The following is a 17,185-nucleotide window of genomic DNA, read 5'->3' on the forward strand; positions in this document are numbered from 1 at the left end:
AGGCCCGCCACTGGCGGGCCTTTTTATTTGTGCACAACACCGGTCAACCAGCGGGAAAAATCACGCATCGCAGGCGTCTCCGGACGGGATTGCAATCGCGTCATCCAGTAACTTCCCAAATCAATCTGCGTTAAAAACGGTTGTACGATACGCTCACTGTCCAGCAAATGCGTGAACATTCTGACGGGAGCAATCGCCACCCCCAGCCCTGCCTGCGCCGCTTCAAGCATCGTAACGGACGAGTCAAACACGACCACATTGTGCGTTGGTGAAGGAGGAGCCTCTCCGGCCGCCTGCATCCACAGCGCCCATTCATCACGACGATACGATCGTAATAGCGGAAATTTCAGGATATCTGCAGGCGTCTGAATCTGAGAGGCCAGATCGGGTGAACAAAGTGGAGACATCAGCGCGCTACATAAATATTGCGCATCGGTATCGTGCCAGGCTCCACCACCATAGCGAATGGTATAATCCAGGCCTTCGGCGGCAGGATCAACACGGTTATTATGCGTGGAAAGCTGTAAATCGATATGCGGATAGCCCCGTTTAAAATCGTGTAGACGTGGGAAAAGGCACCCCACCGCAAAAGTGCCCACCACACCAATTTTCAGTTTTTCCTGAGCCTGGTTACCGGCAAAACGGTCTAACATCGCCGCCATACGATCGAAGGAGTCATTAAGTACAGGTAACAGGCTTTCACCTTCTGTCGTGAGCATCAGTCCCCGTGAAACGCGGATAAAGAGCTGACAATTCAGCTGTTGCTCCAACGCTTTCACATGCTGGCTAATAGCAGAATGCGTTACATTCAGCTCAATTGCTGCGCGGGTAAAGCTGAGATGCCTGGCGGCCGCTTCAAAAGCCCGCAGAGAATTAAGGGGGATATAGCTACGCGTCATCATCTTGCCTGTTAGAAAAACTTATATCTGCTGCTAAATTTAACCGTTTGTCAACACAGTGCAAATCAAACACACTGGTCGCGTCTGATGGGCCCGGACACCCTTTCGCTTTTTATTACGGAAATGATTTCATGATGAAAAAATCGTTATGCTGCGCGCTGCTGCTGGCCGCCTCTTTCTCCACGTTTGCCGCCTCAAAGACAGAACAACACATTGCCGATATCGTTAACCGCACCATCACACCGCTGATGAAAGAACAGGCCATTCCGGGTATGGCCGTGGCCGTTATCTACCAGGGAAAACCGTATTACTTTACCTGGGGTAAAGCTGATATCGCCAATAATCGCCCGGTCACACAGAATACGCTATTTGAGCTCGGTTCAGTCAGTAAGACCTTCAATGGCGTGCTGGGCGGCGATGCGATCGCCCGCGGTGAAATTAAGCTCAGCGATCCGGTCACGAAATACTGGCCAGAACTCACAGGCAAACAGTGGCAGGGTATCAGCCTGCTGCACTTAGCCACATACACGGCAGGTGGCCTGCCGCTTCAGATCCCCGACGAGGTGACGGATAAAACCGCATTGCTACACTTTTATCAAAACTGGCAACCTCAGTGGGCCCCAGGCGCTAAACGTCTCTATGCTAACTCCAGCATTGGTCTGTTTGGCGCACTGGCGGTGAAACCCTCAGGAATGAGCTACGAAGAGGCGATGACCAGACGCGTCCTGCAGCCATTAAAACTCGCACACACCTGGATTACCGTTCCACAGAACGAGCAACAGGATTATGCCTGGGGCTATCGCGATGGTAAGCCCGTACATGTTTCGCCGGGCCAGCTTGATGCCGAAGCGTATGGTGTAAAATCCAGCATTATGGATATGGCACGCTGGGTTCAGGCCAATATGGACGCCAGCCACGTACAGGAGAAAACCCTGCAGCAAGGCATCGGGCTCGCACAGTCACGTTACTGGCGCATTGGTGAGATGTACCAGGGCTTAGGCTGGGAAATGCTGAACTGGCCGGTAAAAGCAGACACGATTATCAACGGCAGCGACAGTAAAATCGCTCTGGCGGCGCTTCCGGCCGTTGAGGTAACCCCACCAGCCCCCGCAGTAAAAGCCTCCTGGGTACATAAAACAGGTTCGACTGGCGGATTTGGTAGTTATGTGGCTTTTATTCCGGAGAAAAATCTGGGCATCGTGATGCTGGCCAATAAAAGCTACCCGAATCCTGCTCGCGTCGACGCGGCCTGGCGCATCCTTGAAAAACTGCAGTAACCGGCGTTGAGGTCCGATCCGTCGGGCCTCCTTTCTTCCACGTCTTTTCCTGCTGTCATCTACACTTAACAAAAATACAGCAAGGAATATCCCATGCGCATTCTGCCTGTCGTTGCTGCAGTCACGGCTGCATTTCTGGTAGTGGCTTGCAGTTCACCTACGCCGCCCAAAGGCGTTACCGTTGTAAACAACTTTGATGCCAAACGTTATCTTGGCACCTGGTATGAGATCGCGCGGTTCGACCACCGCTTTGAACGTGGGTTGGATAAAGTTACCGCAACCTATAGCTTGCGCGATGACGGTGGGCTCAACGTCATCAACAAAGGCTACAACCCGGACCGAGGCATGTGGCAAAAAACGGAAGGCAAAGCCTATTTCACCGGCGATCCTGGCCGGGCGGCTCTTAAGGTCTCGTTCTTCGGTCCCTTCTATGGTGGGTATAACGTGATTGCTCTCGACCGGGAATATCGCCATGCGCTGGTCTGCGGCCCGGATCGCGACTATCTGTGGATTCTCTCTCGCACCCCAACGATTTCAGATGAGATGAAACAGCAGATGCTGGCAGTCGCGACCCGGGAGGGGTTTGAAGTGAACAAGTTGATTTGGGTAAAACAACCCGGCGCTTAGTGGGTGCTGAGCTTCAGGCCAATAATGCCGGCAACAATCAACCCCAGGCTGAGCAGGCGCGCCGGGCTGGCTGATTCACCCAGTAGCAGAATGCCGGTAATGGCTGCCCCTACCGCGCCAATCCCGGTCCAGACGGCATAAGCCGTACCAACCGGCAGCGTTCTCATCGCCCAGGATAGCATAGCGATACTGACGATCATCGCCGCAATGGTGATAATACTTGGCGTTAAACGGGTAAAACCGTGGGTATATTTCAGACCAATCGCCCAGACAACTTCAAGCAGGCCCGCGATAAGTAAAACGATCCAGGACATAACAGGCTCCAGTACACGATGGGGCCGTCCCCGGGTGAAAGATGCGTTTGCAGGTCGTCCTGCAAAGCGGATGTATGAAATGGCATTTTTGCCCGGGAGAAAATGAATTTCAACCTTTTTATTCATTGCTTACTTAAAGCAAGAATTAAGCCCAATTAGAGGCGTAGTTCCCGCATTTGGCTCACATTGGACTTCTCTATGATGAAGAGCTTTCTGAACTCAGAGAGCCATTGGATCCTCTTCTGAATGCGAAAGGTTTATGCTTAAAATTTTAGTGATTGACCGGTGCCACTTCACCCGCACAGGGATAGAGGCCTTGCTTAATCATTCTGGTATGTTCAACTCTTCATTTCTGGTGTCAGGGATTAATAATCTGATGTTGGCTAAAGAGCATATTTTGCAGTGGAAGCCACATCTGGTAATCGCAGATTTATATAGTTTTCTCAGCGATATTCACTCCAGCCCCCCCATCGCACCATTTTTTATGAGCTGCGGCGCCATCCCGCTGATTTTACTACAATCAGGCGAACGATCGCATAACCCAATCGATCCCCCTCACTCTGCCGTTCACTCGACATTGTCCAAACACATCGCGTTGCATGATCTTTCGCGCACGATCCAGAATGCACTACAGATCCGCCCCGTATTAGATACACCCAAAAATGCCACACCGCTGCTTACACCGCAGGAAGAGAAGGTACTGTCATTGTGGATGGATGGCGTTGATAACAATGCAATAGCCGCCGCGCTCTGCATTCATGGTAAGACGGTATACACCTATAAGCGAAATATCCGTATGAAGCTGCACCTGGGGAATCGCTTTTCACCGTTTCTCTCTCTACCTGAGAAGATGAATTAACGGTACGACGGTGCGTCGTACCGTTCATAGTTATTGCTGAGCCTTTGTCGCTGCGCCAGAAATGGCACTACCGCCCTCAGAAATATCCTGACCTACGCCTCGCGTCGTATTACACGCCGTTAATACGGAAGAAAGTACCAACACAGAAAAGATCGCAGCAATTGTCTTCTTAACCATAACGTCTTCCTTTTCTAGCCAATATTGTTTGTGTATAGCCACTTAATAATAGACAAGATCCGGGGGGGTGACGGATAAACGACCGTTTTTAAGACAATATGAGGGGACTAGCTGGCAGCGTGAGAAATTGAATTACCAAGATGTTTGATATCTTCACCAAAGCCGCGCGCCGTATTACAGCCCGCCAGGAGGGTGCTGGTGAAAAGGATAAGCATTACAAGACCGAGAAGACGTTTCATCATTCCTGCCCTGGAAAAGTATGGCGCAGCAACCTGCACCAACATCTTAAAAATACGCAACATCTTTCAGGCTGCCTGATGCAGCCTGAAAGATGAAGGCTATTACTTCACGCGGGATACGTATTCGCCAGAGCGGGTATCCACTTTGATGACTTCGCCGATCTGTACGAACAGCGGAACTTTAACCACAGCACCGGTGGACAGCGTCGCTGGTTTACCACCCGTACCTGCAGTGTCACCTTTCAGACCTGGGTCCGTTTCAATGATTTCCAGCTCAACGAAGTTCGGCGGGGTCACGGAGATTGGCTGACCGTTCCACAGGGTCACGATGCACTCAGCCTGATCCAGCAGCCATTTAGCGCTATCACCTACCGCTTTCGCGTCAGCAGCCAGCTGTTCGAAAGTGGAGTTGTTCATGAAATGGTAGAACTCACCGTCGTTGTACAGGTAAGTCAGGTTCATATCGACAACGTCCGCACCTTCTGCGGAGTCGGTGGATTTGAAGGTTTTCTCTACACGAGTACCGGTCAGCAGGCGGCGCAGCTTAACGCGTGCAAATGCCTGGCCTTTACCCGGTTTAACGAATTCACTGGCTTCAACCGCATAAGGTTCGCCATCCATCATGATTTTAAGACCGGCACGAAAATCGTTGCTATAGTAAGTCGCCATAAGGCCCTCTGAAATTGTTAACTGGTAGCTAAGCCACAAAATGGCGCATATTGTAACCCTAAACACCCCATCCAGAGAAGATTGGTTAGTACAACTTGCCGATGTTCTCACCGATCCGGATGAACTATTACGTCTTTTGAATATAGACGCTGATGAAAATTTGCTCGCAGGTCGTGAGGCAAAACGTCTTTTTGCCCTTCGCGTACCGCGATCGTTTATCGCACGCATGGAGAAAGGCAACCCCAACGATCCGCTACTGCGTCAGGTGCTTACCTCGCAGGATGAATTCGTTGCCGCCCCCGGATTCTCTACCGATCCACTGGAAGAGCAGCACAGCGTCGTACCCGGACTGCTGCACAAATATCGCAACCGGGCGTTGCTGCTGGTAAAAGGCGGATGTGCGGTAAACTGCCGCTATTGCTTCCGCCGCCACTTCCCGTATGCCGAGAACCAGGGAAATAAACGTAACTGGCAGGTGGCGTTAGATTACATCGCCGCGCACCCTGAGCTGGATGAGATTATTTTCTCCGGTGGCGATCCCCTCATGGCTAAGGACCACGAGCTTGACTGGCTACTCACGCAACTGGAGGCCATTTCACACATTAAGCGTCTGCGAATTCACAGCCGCTTGCCAATTGTGATCCCGGCTCGCATTACCGAAGGATTAGTCGAACGTTTTGCGCGATCTTCTCTGCAAATTCTGCTGGTGAATCACATTAATCACGCGAACGAAATTGATGAGACATTTCGTCAGGCGATGGCCAGCTTGCGTAAAGTGGGTGTCACATTGCTTAACCAAAGCGTCCTGCTGCGTGGCGTAAACGACAACGCACAAACGCTGGCAAACCTGAGCAATGCACTGTTTGATGCGGGCGTGATGCCCTATTACCTGCATGTTTTGGATAAAGTGCAGGGAGCCGCTCACTTTATGGTGAGTGACGATGAGGCGCGGAAAATCATGCGCGAGCTGCTGACGCTGATTTCAGGCTATATGGTCCCAAAACTGGCGCGCGAAATTGGCGGTGAGCCAAGTAAAACGCCGTTGGATTTGCAATTACGACAGCAGTAATCCCGGTGAGTGTCCTGTTCAGGGACACTCCGTGCTGATGGCACTGTGCTTATCAGGCCTACGTTTACTGATACCAGTAGGCCGGATAAGACATGTCAGCGTCGCCATCCGGCATCAACAGCGTCTATCAGTTAGGGCACTTATAAACCTGGCCATTCATCTCGCTGGCGGTCGGGACAAAGCTGGAGAGCATTCCCTGAGATGGGCTGCTGACACCATAAATCACGTTACCGCCCATTGCAGCGGCCTGGTTACGCAGATCGTTCGCCGCGCCACGCATAGAGCCACCTTCTTCGCCATGCTGGCCAGAAAGCCAGTTGCTCTGTTTACCGGTCGCAGTGCCGAGCAGTTGACACTCAGCACCAGGCTTATCTTCAACAAAGCGAACGCTTTGTCCGGCTGAACTCAGTTCATTGCTGGAGCTACAACCCGCCATCAGTAGCGCGGCACCAACGATCCCTGCTAAATATTTCACGTGCATGTCATTCCCCATAATCAATTAGTTGGACCTTATGTCCGTAGCTGAATCATATACTAAAAAGATGACCAAAAGAAAAACCCCCGGACATTTCTGCCCGAGGGTTTCTCATTTTTCGCGAGATATGTATCTAATCAAATAATTCAAGTTGCAGGCAGGCGGCAAGTTCATGAATCCCCAGGAGCTTACATGAGTAAGTGGCTGGGGTGAACGAACGCAGCCAACGAACCTGCGGCTTGAAGTATGAAGATTAAATTACATCATGCCGCCCATTCCACCCATGCCGCCCATACCGGCAGCACCTAAGTCAGGCGCATCGCCTTTCGGCAGGTCGGTAACCATGCACTCGGTGGTGATCATCAGGCCCGCAACAGAAGCCGCGTACTGCAGAGCAGAACGGGTTACTTTGGTCGGATCCAGAATACCCATATCGATCATGTTGCCGTATTCTTCAGTTGCAGCGTTGTAACCGTAGTTGCCGTCGCCCGCTTTCACGGTGTTAGCAACAACAGACGGCTCTTCGCCGCAGTTCAGAACGATTTGACGCAGTGGAGATTCCATTGCACGCAGCGCAACTTTGATACCCACGTTCTGGTCTTCGTTCTGACCTTTCAGGCCAGCAATTTTGGATGCTACGCGGATCAGCGCTACACCACCACCAGCAACCACGCCTTCTTCTACCGCAGCACGGGTCGCGTGCAGAGCATCTTCAACGCGAGCTTTCTTCTCTTTCATTTCAACTTCGGTTGCAGCACCGACTTTGATCACCGCAACACCGCCAGCCAGTTTCGCTACGCGCTCCTGCAGTTTTTCACGGTCGTAATCCGAAGTTGCTTCTTCGATCTGCTGACGAATCTGAGTCACACGACCCTGGATTGCCGCTTCTTCACCCACGCCATCGATGATGGTGGTGGTGTCTTTGTTGATAACAACACGTTTCGCCTGACCCAGATCTTCCAGGGTCGCTTTTTCCAGCTCCATACCGATCTCTTCAGAGATGACGGTACCGCCAGTCAGGGTTGCGATATCCTGCAGCATTGCTTTGCGACGGTCGCCGAAGCCTGGTGCTTTAACTGCAGCCACTTTAACGATGCCACGCATGGTGTTAACTACCAGAGTCGCCAGCGCTTCGCCTTCAACATCTTCAGCGATGATCAGCAGCGGTTTGCCTGCTTTAGCAACGGCTTCCAGAACCGGCAGCATTTCGCGGATGTTGGAGATTTTCTTGTCAGCCAGCAGGATGAACGGCGTTTCCAGTTCTACTGCGCCAGTTTCCGGCTTGTTGATGAAGTAAGGGGACAGGTAACCGCGGTCAAACTGCATACCTTCAACCACGTCCAGTTCGTCCTGCAGACCGGTACCGTCTTCAACGGTGATCACACCTTCTTTACCGACTTTGTCCATCGCTTCAGCGATCAGTTTACCTACGGTTTCGTCGGAGTTAGCGGAGATGGTACCAACCTGAGCAATAGCTTTAGAATCGGAGCATGGTACGGACAGTGCTTTCAGTTCTTCAACTGCAGCAGCGACAGCTTTGTCGATACCACGTTTCAGATCCATCGGGTTCATGCCCGCAGCAACGGCTTTCAGGCCTTCAGTAATGATGGACTGAGCCAGTACGGTTGCGGTGGTGGTACCGTCGCCTGCGGCGTCGTTCGCTTTAGAGGCAACTTCTTTCACCATCTGCGCACCCATGTTTTCGAACTTGTCTTCCAGTTCGATTTCACGTGCTACGGAAACACCATCTTTAGTGATGGTCGGTGCACCGAAAGATTTATCCAGAACTACGTTACGGCCTTTTGGACCGAGGGTAACTTTCACTGCATCTGCCAGTACATTCACGCCGCGCAGCATTTTCACACGAGCGTCGTTACCGAATTTTACGTCTTTAGCTGCCATTTTCTCTTTCCCTTAAATTCGTATGTTCAGTGTCGTTCGCGGATTAGGCTTCAACGATTGCCAGGATGTCGCTTTCGGACATGATCAACACTTCTTCATTGTCGATCTTCTCAGATTTAACACCGTAGCCATCGTTGAAAATGACGATATCGCCGACTTTCACGTCCAGCGGCTGTACAGAACCGTTGTCCAGGATGCGACCCTTACCGACAGCGATGATTTCGCCACGAGTTGATTTACCTGCAGCGGAACCGGTCAGTACGATGCCACCAGCAGATTTGGATTCAACTTCTTTACGTTTGACGATCACACGATCATGTAACGGACGAATACTCATTGATAGCTCTCCTTTGAGAAAGTCTTTATCAGTTATGGGTGACGCCGGCCCGTAAACGGTATCCCGGCTAGTGACCAGAGAGATGGGGATGGGCTTTTGCGCCTTCAAGGGGGCAAGCGAAAAAAAATTTTTATCAGCAGAAAATCCCGTCAAAACGCCGACACGCCTCACATTTCATAACGATTTCAGTCGCGTCGTCATAAGCAAATTCGATTGTGATACCATCGAAAATCTGCGCTGTAGCCCGGTACATGGGCATAACCGGATAACAACTTATGAGCGGACTAAAACAAGAGCTGGGACTGGCTCAGGGCGTTGGCCTGTTGTCGACATCATTGTTAGGTACAGGCGTTTTCGCCGTCCCCGCACTGGCCGCGCTGGTTGCTGGCAACAACAGCCTGTGGGCATGGCCGGTGCTGATCGTTTTAGTTTTTCCGGTGGCGATTGTCTTTGCCGTACTCGGCCGCCATTTTCCCAGCGCAGGCGGCGTGGCGCATTTTGTCGGCATGGCCTTTGGCTCACGGCTTGAGCGCGTTACCGGATGGCTTTTTTTATCGGTAATTCCAGTGGGGTTACCTGCGGCATTGCACATCGCCGCCGGATTTGGCCAGGCGATGTTTGGCTGGCATGGTTGGCAGCTTCTGCTGGCAGAGCTCGGCACGCTGGTACTGGTCTGGTACATCGGCTCGCGGGGAGCCAGCTCCAGCGCTAACCTGCAAACGGTGATTGCCGGACTGATCGTCGCGCTGATAGTCGCCATCTGGTGGGCTGGCGAGTTGAAACCGAGTGAGATCCCCTTTCCTGCCATCGACAAGATTGAGCTTCCCGGTCTGTTCGCCGCGCTGTCGGTGATGTTCTGGTGCTTTGTTGGCCTTGAAGCATTCGCACACCTGGCCTCTGAATTCAAAAATCCGGAACGGGACTTCCCGCGCGCCCTGATGATTGGCCTGCTACTGGCCGGTTCCGTGTACTGGGCATGTACCGTCGTGGTGCTGCATTTTGATGCCTACGGTGAACAGATGGCGGCAGCGGCATCGCTGCCTGAAATCGTCGTCCAACTGTTTGGCGTTCAGGCTCTGTGGGTGGCCTGCATCATTGGTTATCTGGCCTGTTTTGCCAGCCTGAACATTTATATCCAAAGTTTCGCCCGTCTGGTGTGGTCGCAAGCACAATATAAACCGGAGAGCTATCTGGCTCGCCTGTCCCCTCGGCATCTTCCGGGCAATGCGCTAAACGCAGTATTGGGTTGCTGCGTCATCAGTACCTTGTGCATCTATATGCTGCAAATCAATCTCGATGCGTTAATCGTCTACGCCAACGGCATCTTTATTATGATTTATCTGCTGTGCATGCTGGCGGGATGTCGATTACTGAAAGGGCATTATCGCGCGCTGGCGATAGTGGGGGGGCTACTGTGCCTACTGCTGCTGGCGATGGTCGGCTGGAAGAGTCTGTATGCGTTGATTATGCTGGCGGGGTTATGGCTATTTTTACCGAGCCGGAAAATGGCGGAGGCCAAATAATCAGTAAAAAGACCCGGTGTCACGAACGCTTACCGGGCCTACTGGGTCAGTCACGGCGATCGTCATCTTTATGATCAAGACGGTTACGATCGTCATCTTTGCGCTGAAATTCACCGTCAAAGGTATCACCACCGCCAGTTCCGGCACTAAATCCACCACCTGGCATACGCGAAAAACGCAAATGTGGCAGCAACTTCATAGTCAAATGTTTCTGCACCGGGGGTAATAAAAGAAGAAGACCGAGGAAATCGGTGAAGAAACCAGGCAACACCAACAGCAAGCCGGCGATAATCAGCGACACGCTCTTGATCATTTCTGCAGCCGGACTTTCACCTGCTGCCATTTTCTGTTGCATCAGTAAAAAGTTCTTAAACCCTTGGTTACGAACCAGAGACATACCGATAACCGAGGTAAAAATAACCAAAATCAGGGTCATCAGGACACCCAGCACATGGGCAACCTGGATAAAAATAGATATCTCTATGTAAACATAGAGAAAAATGGCAAGTAATGGTATCCAGCGCAAAGGGCTCTCCTGTTGAAAACAGTCGTTTTCACCAACAACTGCTCGAAAATTGTGTGACTTGCATCACCTTAATATTGTGGTGATTAGCAAAATTTCAAGCTACTTGTACACTAATATTTGGTGTTAATCCTAAAGGGGTGATCTATTTCACAGAATAATAAATAAGGGGTAAATTCCACGTTTTAAGTGATCCAGATTACGGTAGAAATCCTGAACCAGCATATGATCTCGGGTATCAGACCGATGCAGGGGATAATCGTCGGTCGAGAAACAATCGAAATCACATATATCCTGTGTGTTTAGTCAAATCATTGGCAGCTTGAAAAAGAAGGTTCACATGTTAAACAACATTCGTATCGAAGAAGACTTGTTGGGTACCAGGGAAGTTCCAGCGGACGCTTACTATGGTGTTCACACTCTGAGAGCGATTGAAAACTTCTACATTAGCAACAACAAAATCAGTGACATTCCTGAATTTGTTCGCGGCATGGTAATGGTTAAAAAGGCAGCGGCACTGGCTAACAAAGAGCTGCAAACTATTCCTAAGAGCGTGGCAAATGCCATCATCGCGGCGTGTGATGAAGTCCTGAATAACGGAAAATGCATGGATCAGTTCCCGGTAGATGTTTACCAGGGTGGTGCGGGTACCTCCGTCAACATGAACACCAACGAAGTGCTGGCCAATATCGGTCTGGAACTGATGGGTCACCAGAAGGGTGAATATCAGTACCTGAACCCGAACGACCACGTCAACAAATGTCAGTCTACCAACGACGCTTACCCGACCGGTTTCCGTATCGCTGTTTACGCATCCATCATCAAACTGATTGATGCTCTGAACCAGCTGCGTGAAGGCTTCGAGCAAAAAGCTGTTGAATTCCAGGACATCCTGAAAATGGGTCGTACCCAGCTGCAGGATGCTGTACCGATGACCCTCGGTCAGGAATTCCGTGCTTTCAGCGTACTGTTGAAAGAAGAAGTGAAAAACATTGGCCGTACCGCTGAGCTGCTGCTGGAAGTTAACCTCGGCGCAACTGCAATCGGTACGGGTCTGAACACACCGAAAGAGTACTCTCCGCTGGCAGTGCAAAAACTGGCTGAAGTGACCGGTTTCGCCTGCGTTCCGGCAGAAGACCTGATTGAAGCCACCTCCGACTGCGGCGCATACGTTATGGTGCACGGTGCACTGAAACGTCTGGCTGTGAAAATGTCCAAAATCTGTAACGACCTGCGTTTGCTCTCCTCTGGCCCACGTGCCGGCCTGAATGAGATCAACCTGCCGGAACTGCAGGCGGGCTCTTCCATCATGCCAGCAAAAGTGAACCCGGTTGTTCCAGAAGTGGTAAACCAGGTGTGCTTTAAAGTCATCGGTAACGACGTCACTGTTACCATGGCATCTGAAGCAGGTCAGCTGCAGCTGAACGTAATGGAACCGGTTATCGGCCAGGCCATGTTCGAATCTATCCACATTCTGAGCAACGCTTGCTACAACCTGCTGGAAAAATGCGTTAGCGGCATCACTGCTAACAAAGAAGTGTGTGAAGCATTCGTTTATAACTCCATCGGTATCGTCACCTACCTCAACCCGTTCATCGGTCACCACAACGGCGATATCGTCGGTAAAATTTGTGCCGAAACCGGTAAGAGCGTGCGTGAAGTTGTCCTGGAGCGCGGTCTGTTGACCGAGGCAGAACTGGACGATATCTTCTCTGCACAGAACCTGATGCACCCGGCTTATAAAGCAAAACGTTATACTGATGAAAGCGAACAGTAATCGTGTAGGGTAGTACCAGAGAGGGCACGTCATGATGACGTGCCTTTTTTCTTGCACTAAGTTACTTAAAAACAACAATTTAATATCAACTTGTTAAACAACAAGGAAGGCTAATATGATAGTTTTAGAACTTATCATCGTTTTGCTGGCAATCTTTTTGGGTGCCAGACTTGGGGGTATCGGTATTGGATTTGCAGGTGGGCTGGGTGTTCTGGTTCTCGCCGCTATTGGCGTAAAACCGGGTAATATTCCGTTCGATGTTATTTCCATTATCATGGCGGTTATCGCTGCTATCTCTGCCATGCAGATTGCAGGTGGTCTGGACTATCTGGTCCATCAAACTGAAAAACTGCTGCGTAAGAACCCGAAATACATCACGATCCTTGCACCGATCGTGACCTATTTCCTGACTATCTTCGCGGGTACCGGCAACATCTCTCTGGCAACGCTGCCAGTTATCGCTGAAGTCGCGAAGGAGCAAGGGATCAAACCTTGCCGTCCGCTCTCTACTGCTGTGGTTTCTGCACAGATTGCGATTACCGCATCACCTATCTCTGCGGCCGTGGTTTACATGTCTTCCGTAATGGAAGGTCATGGTATCAGCTACATTCACCTGCTGTCAGTGGTCATTCCGTCCACCCTGCTGGCTGTGCTGGTGATGTCTTTCCTGGTCACCATGCTGTTCAACTCCAAACTGTCTGACGATCCGATTTATCGCAAGCGTCTGGAAGAAGGTTTGGTTGAGCTGCGCGGTGAAAGACAAGTTGAAATCAAAGCCGGTGCGAAAACCTCCGTATGGTTGTTCCTGCTGGGCGTAGTTTGTGTCGTCGTTTACGCCATCGTCAACAGCCCAAGCCTTGGTCTGGTTGCTAAGCCGCTGATGAACACCACCAACGCCATTCTGATCATCATGCTGAGCATCGCGACGCTGACGACAATCGTCTGCCGCGTTGAAACTGACTCCATCCTGAACTCCAGCACCTTCAAAGCAGGTATGAGCGCCTGTATTTGTATCCTGGGTGTTGCATGGCTGGGTGATACCTTCGTATCTCACAACATTGACTGGATCAAAGATACTGCAGGTAGCGTAATTCAGGGTCATCCATGGCTGCTGGCCGTCATCTTCTTCTTTGCTTCTGCTCTGCTGTATTCTCAGGCTGCAACAGCTAAAGCACTGATGCCGATGGCTCTGGCACTGAACGTTTCTCCACTGACCGCTGTAGCGTCTTTCGCTGCGGTTTCTGGTCTGTTCATTCTGCCTACCTACCCAACTCTGGTTGCGGCGGTTCAGATGGATGACACCGGTACTACCCGTATCGGTAAATTCGTCTTTAACCATCCGTTCTTCATCCCAGGTACTCTGGGTGTGGTACTGGCTGTCTGCTTCGGCTTCTTGCTGGGTAGCTTCATGCTGTAAGTTTTACCTGCGGGGTGCTTATGCATCCCGCAGTTCCTCCCCGCCTCGCTTTAACTAACATCCTTCCCTCGTCCGTTGTATAGTTACCGTTCTCTTGCTGGTTACTCTGTTCTTTCGAGGTGTTTATGCTTGATGTTAAGAGTCAGGATATCTCCATCCCCGATACCGTTGTGGTGCTCTGTACCGCCCCGGATGAAGCAACAGCCCAGGATCTGGCTGCCAAAGTACTGGCAGAAAAACTGGCCGCCTGCGTGACGCTGCTGCCCGGTGCTACGTCTCTCTATTATTGGGAGGGTAAGCTGGAGCAGGAATATGAAGTCCAGATGATTTTAAAAACCACCGTCACGCACCAGCAAGCGCTTCTCGATTGCCTGAAGTCTCATCATCCATATCAAACCCCTGAACTTCTGGTTTTACCCGTCACTCACGGAGACTTTGATTACCGCTCATGGCTCAACGCATCCTTACGCTGATCCTGCTGCTATGCAGCACATCCACTTTTGCCGGATTATTTGATTCGCCTGGCCGCTCGCAGTTTGTCCCCGCCGACCGGGCATTTATTTTTGATTTTCAGCAAAACCAACATGACCTGAACCTCTCATGGCAGGTAAAAGACGGCTACTACCTGTACCGCAAACAGATAAGCATTACGCCGTCTCAGGCTGATATTGCCGAGGTAAAGCTACCGCCAGGTGTCTGGCACGAAGATGAGTTTTACGGCAAAAGTGAAATTTACCGTAAGCAGTTGAACGTTCCGGTAACCATCAATCAGGCCGCATCTGGTGCAACGCTGACCGTCACTTACCAGGGCTGTGCCGATGCCGGATTTTGCTATCCGCCGGAAACCAAAACCGTTCCACTCAGTGAAGTCATGGCGCGTACAAATGCAACGCCAGCACCAACGTCTGCTACAGTCGCGCCGGAAGAACAATCACAGCCAGCCGCCCAGCTCCCCTTTTCCGCACTGTGGGCATTGCTGATCGGGATTGGCATTGCCTTTACCCCTTGTGTACTGCCGATGTATCCACTGATTTCCGGGATCGTACTCGGCGGTAAACAACGCTTATCAACCGGGCGGGCGCTGCTGCTGACCTTTATCTACGTACAGGGAATGGCGCTCACCTACACTGCTCTGGGCCTGGTCGTTGCGGCTGCCGGACTACAGTTTCAGGCCGCGCTACAGCATCCCTATGTATTGATTGGGCTTGCCATTGTCTTCACGCTTCTGGCTCTGTCGATGTTCGGCTTATTCACATTACAACTCCCTTCCTCACTGCAAACGCGCCTGACATTGATGAGTAACCGCCAGCAGGGCGGTTCTCCGGGCAGCGTCTTTACAATGGGGGCGATTGCAGGCCTCATCTGTTCCCCTTGCACTACGGCACCACTGAGCGCGATTTTGCTGTATATCGCTCAGAGCGGGAATATGTGGCTGGGAGGCGGCACGCTGTATCTGTACGCGCTGGGGATGGGATTACCCCTGATTCTGATTACCGTATTTGGTAACCGCCTGCTACCGAAAAGTGGCCCATGGATGGAACACGTCAAGACCGCTTTTGGTTTCGTCATCCTTGCGCTTCCCGTCTTTTTACTCGAACGGATTATCGGTGATGAGTGGGGCATTCGCCTGTGGTCATTGCTTGGCGTGGCATTCTTTGCCTGGGCGTTCATCACCAGTCTGCAGGCAAAACAAGGCTGGATGCGTATCGTGCAGATCATTCTGTTAGCCGCCGCACTGGTAAGCGTACGACCATTACAGGATTGGGCATTCAGCGCACCGCATGACCAACCCCAGACGCACCTGAACTTCACCCCAGTGACATCGGTGGACGAGTTAAATCAGGCGCTGGAGCGAGCCAGAGGCAAGCCTGTCATGTTGGATTTGTATGCTGACTGGTGTGTTGCCTGTAAAGAGTTCGAGAAGTACACCTTCAGTCACCCGCAGGTGCGACAAGCGCTGGGCGATACGGTGCTGCTGCAGGCAGATGTCACCGCAAACAATGCACAAGATGTCGCACTTCTTAAACATTTACAGGTATTAGGGCTGCCAACCATCCTGTTCTTTGATGCCCAGGGTAAAGAACATCCGCAAGCGCGGGTAACGGGCTTTATGGATGCAGCAACCTTTAGTGCGCATTTGCGCGATCGCCAACCGTGAGCGACACTTGCAGAAGGAAATACGGAGGAGAATACCGTGCAACGTGAAGATGTCCTGGGAGAAGCCCTGAAATTACTTGAGGTTCAAGGGATAGCCAATACCACACTGGAAATGGTGGCAGAGCATGTCAATTATCCGCTTGATGAACTGCAACGCTTCTGGCCTGATAAAGAGGCCATTCTGTACGATGCCTTGCGTTACCTCAGCCAACGGGTGGATATCTGGCGGCGTCAGCTTTTGCTGGATGACACGCTGAGCGCTGAGCAGAAACTACTGGCACGCTATAACGCGCTGTCCGAATGCGTGAGTAATAATCGCTATCCCGGTTGCCTGTTCATCGCTGCCTGCACGTTTTACCCCGATCCAGGCCATCCTGTCCATCAGTTGGCCGATCAGCAGAAAAAGGCTGCACATGACTTCACACATGAGCTGCTGACGACGCTGGAAGTTGATGACCCGGCAATGGTCGCCAAACAGATGGAACTGGTGCTGGAGGGCTGCCTGAGTCGCATGCTGGTTAATCGCAGCCATGCTGATGTAGAAACAGCACATCGTCTGGCCGAAGATATCCTGCGTTTTGCTCAGTGTCGTATGGGCGGGGCGCTGACCTAAACGCGCATTCCTTTCCTGCCACGGCTAAAACCGCACCATCTTCACGGTGGTGCGAAATACCCGGTTATTCACCTTGTCTTACCATGCATCCACGCAGCTGGAATCAGCAGAAACCACCGTACTTAGCACGCAATATCCCGCAACTTCATGTCACCATGGTTGCGCCTCCTTCCACCTGGATTACCAGGGAAATTTGTGCAAACTTCAGGCAAAAACGCACAGATTGCCGTAATATTAAGCGTTTGAGCAGCTTTTCCGGAAATTTGATTGACTGGCATGCGTGAATACGGTTTAATGCGCCCCGTTGCCCGGATAGCTCAGTCGGTAGAGC

General features: G+C 51.4%; 20 protein-coding genes. 10 read left to right on the forward strand and 10 right to left on the reverse strand.

From position 1 onward, the window contains the following. Positions 1-23: 23 nt before the first annotated feature. Positions 24-899 carry a LysR family transcriptional regulator AmpR gene (ampR, locus tag FDX19_RS19635; protein WP_137384036.1) on the reverse strand — a complete coding sequence of 292 codons (876 nt, stop codon included), beginning with the start codon at positions 897-899 and terminating at the stop codon, positions 24-26. A 131-nt stretch (positions 900-1,030) separates the two neighbouring features. Here ampR and blaCMY point away from each other — a divergent pair, with 131 nt between their 5' ends. Further along, on the forward strand, positions 1,031-2,176 hold the full coding sequence (gene blaCMY / locus FDX19_RS19640) for a CMY-2 family class C beta-lactamase (RefSeq protein WP_137384015.1): 1,146 nt from the start codon (positions 1,031-1,033) through the stop codon (positions 2,174-2,176). Positions 2,177-2,269: 93 nt separating this feature from the next. Beyond that, positions 2,270-2,803 carry a lipocalin family protein gene (locus FDX19_RS19645; protein ID WP_137384016.1) on the forward strand — a complete coding sequence of 178 codons (534 nt, stop codon included), beginning with the start codon at positions 2,270-2,272 and terminating at the stop codon, positions 2,801-2,803. Here the strand turns inward: FDX19_RS19645 and sugE are convergent. Beyond that, positions 2,800-3,117: a quaternary ammonium compound efflux SMR transporter SugE gene (gene sugE, locus FDX19_RS19650; RefSeq protein ID WP_000118520.1), complete on the reverse strand. Its 318-nt coding sequence runs from the start codon at positions 3,115-3,117 to the stop codon at positions 2,800-2,802. The two genes, FDX19_RS19645 and sugE, sit on opposite strands and share 4 nt — an antisense overlap. A 259-nt stretch (positions 3,118-3,376) precedes the next feature. Here sugE and FDX19_RS19655 point away from each other — a divergent pair, with 259 nt between their 5' ends. Continuing rightward, on the forward strand, positions 3,377-3,976 hold the full coding sequence (locus FDX19_RS19655) for a LuxR C-terminal-related transcriptional regulator (RefSeq protein ID WP_137384017.1): 600 nt from the start codon (positions 3,377-3,379) through the stop codon (positions 3,974-3,976). 30 nt (positions 3,977-4,006) lie between these two features. Here the strand turns inward: FDX19_RS19655 and ecnB are convergent, their stop codons facing one another. The 3 genes from ecnB to efp form a co-directional block, all read right to left on the reverse strand. After that, positions 4,007-4,153 (reverse strand): lipoprotein toxin entericidin B, encoded by a 147-nt coding sequence (ecnB, locus tag FDX19_RS19660; RefSeq protein WP_003025482.1) that lies wholly within the window; start codon positions 4,151-4,153, stop codon positions 4,007-4,009. A 107-nt stretch (positions 4,154-4,260) separates the two neighbouring features. Continuing rightward, positions 4,261-4,395 carry a lipoprotein antitoxin entericidin A gene (gene ecnA / locus FDX19_RS19665; protein WP_040232999.1) on the reverse strand — a complete coding sequence of 45 codons (135 nt, stop codon included), beginning with the start codon at positions 4,393-4,395 and terminating at the stop codon, positions 4,261-4,263. A 99-nt stretch (positions 4,396-4,494) separates the two neighbouring features. Beyond that, complete coding sequence (gene efp, locus FDX19_RS19670) at positions 4,495-5,061, reverse strand: elongation factor P (protein WP_005120972.1); 567 nt, start codon at positions 5,059-5,061, stop codon at positions 4,495-4,497. A 40-nt stretch (positions 5,062-5,101) separates the two neighbouring features. Between efp and epmB the strand changes: the two genes are divergently transcribed. After that, positions 5,102-6,130, forward strand: a complete 1,029-nt coding sequence (gene epmB, locus FDX19_RS19675) for an EF-P beta-lysylation protein EpmB (RefSeq protein WP_137384018.1) — start codon at positions 5,102-5,104, stop codon at positions 6,128-6,130. Between the two features lie 127 nt (positions 6,131-6,257). On the opposite strand, the gene FDX19_RS19680 is transcribed toward epmB, so the two are convergent. From FDX19_RS19680 to FDX19_RS19695, 3 genes are all read right to left on the reverse strand, one after another. Beyond that, the gene (locus FDX19_RS19680; RefSeq protein WP_137384019.1) at positions 6,258-6,611 is read right to left on the reverse strand and encodes a DUF4156 domain-containing protein; all 354 of its coding nucleotides are present in this window, start codon (positions 6,609-6,611) and stop codon (positions 6,258-6,260) included. 252 nt (positions 6,612-6,863) lie between these two features. Then, on the reverse strand, positions 6,864-8,507 hold the full coding sequence (groL, locus tag FDX19_RS19690) for a chaperonin GroEL (RefSeq protein WP_137384020.1): 1,644 nt from the start codon (positions 8,505-8,507) through the stop codon (positions 6,864-6,866). Between the two features lie 43 nt (positions 8,508-8,550). Beyond that, positions 8,551-8,844, reverse strand: coding sequence for a co-chaperone GroES (locus FDX19_RS19695; protein ID WP_005120976.1), 294 nt, complete (start codon positions 8,842-8,844; stop codon positions 8,551-8,553). A gap of 275 nt (positions 8,845-9,119) precedes the next feature. Between FDX19_RS19695 and yjeH the strand changes: the two genes are divergently transcribed. Beyond that, complete coding sequence (yjeH, locus tag FDX19_RS19700) at positions 9,120-10,367, forward strand: L-methionine/branched-chain amino acid transporter (protein WP_137384021.1); 1,248 nt, start codon at positions 9,120-9,122, stop codon at positions 10,365-10,367. A 46-nt stretch (positions 10,368-10,413) separates the two neighbouring features. Here yjeH and FDX19_RS19705 read toward each other — a convergent pair whose 3' ends face one another. After that, positions 10,414-10,893: an FxsA family protein gene (locus FDX19_RS19705; RefSeq protein ID WP_005120978.1), complete on the reverse strand. Its 480-nt coding sequence runs from the start codon at positions 10,891-10,893 to the stop codon at positions 10,414-10,416. Positions 10,894-11,230: 337 nt separating this feature from the next. Here FDX19_RS19705 and aspA point away from each other — a divergent pair, with 337 nt between their 5' ends. From aspA to FDX19_RS19730, 5 genes are all read left to right on the forward strand, one after another. Continuing rightward, on the forward strand, positions 11,231-12,667 hold the full coding sequence (aspA, locus tag FDX19_RS19710) for an aspartate ammonia-lyase (protein WP_048212919.1): 1,437 nt from the start codon (positions 11,231-11,233) through the stop codon (positions 12,665-12,667). Positions 12,668-12,782: 115 nt separating this feature from the next. Then, entirely contained in the window at positions 12,783-14,084 is a 1,302-nt protein-coding gene (gene dcuA / locus FDX19_RS19715; RefSeq protein ID WP_137384022.1) for an anaerobic C4-dicarboxylate transporter DcuA, read from the forward strand. Between the two features lie 125 nt (positions 14,085-14,209). After that, on the forward strand, positions 14,210-14,557 hold the full coding sequence (cutA, locus tag FDX19_RS19720; protein WP_003025447.1) for a divalent cation tolerance protein CutA: 348 nt from the start codon (positions 14,210-14,212) through the stop codon (positions 14,555-14,557). Next, the gene (locus FDX19_RS19725; protein ID WP_137384023.1) at positions 14,533-16,242 is read left to right on the forward strand and encodes a protein-disulfide reductase DsbD; all 1,710 of its coding nucleotides are present in this window, start codon (positions 14,533-14,535) and stop codon (positions 16,240-16,242) included. Before cutA ends, FDX19_RS19725 begins: the two co-directional genes overlap by 25 nt. 36 nt (positions 16,243-16,278) lie before the next feature. After that, the gene (locus tag FDX19_RS19730; RefSeq protein ID WP_101743244.1) at positions 16,279-16,854 is read left to right on the forward strand and encodes a transcriptional regulator; all 576 of its coding nucleotides are present in this window, start codon (positions 16,279-16,281) and stop codon (positions 16,852-16,854) included. Positions 16,855-16,999: 145 nt separating this feature from the next. Here FDX19_RS19730 and FDX19_RS25360 read toward each other — a convergent pair. Next, on the reverse strand, positions 17,000-17,185 hold a 186-nt coding region (locus FDX19_RS25360), incomplete at its 5' end, for a hypothetical protein (protein ID WP_212734721.1).

Source organism: Citrobacter sp. wls619, assembly GCF_005281345.1.
GTDB lineage: Bacteria > Pseudomonadota > Gammaproteobacteria > Enterobacterales > Enterobacteriaceae > Citrobacter.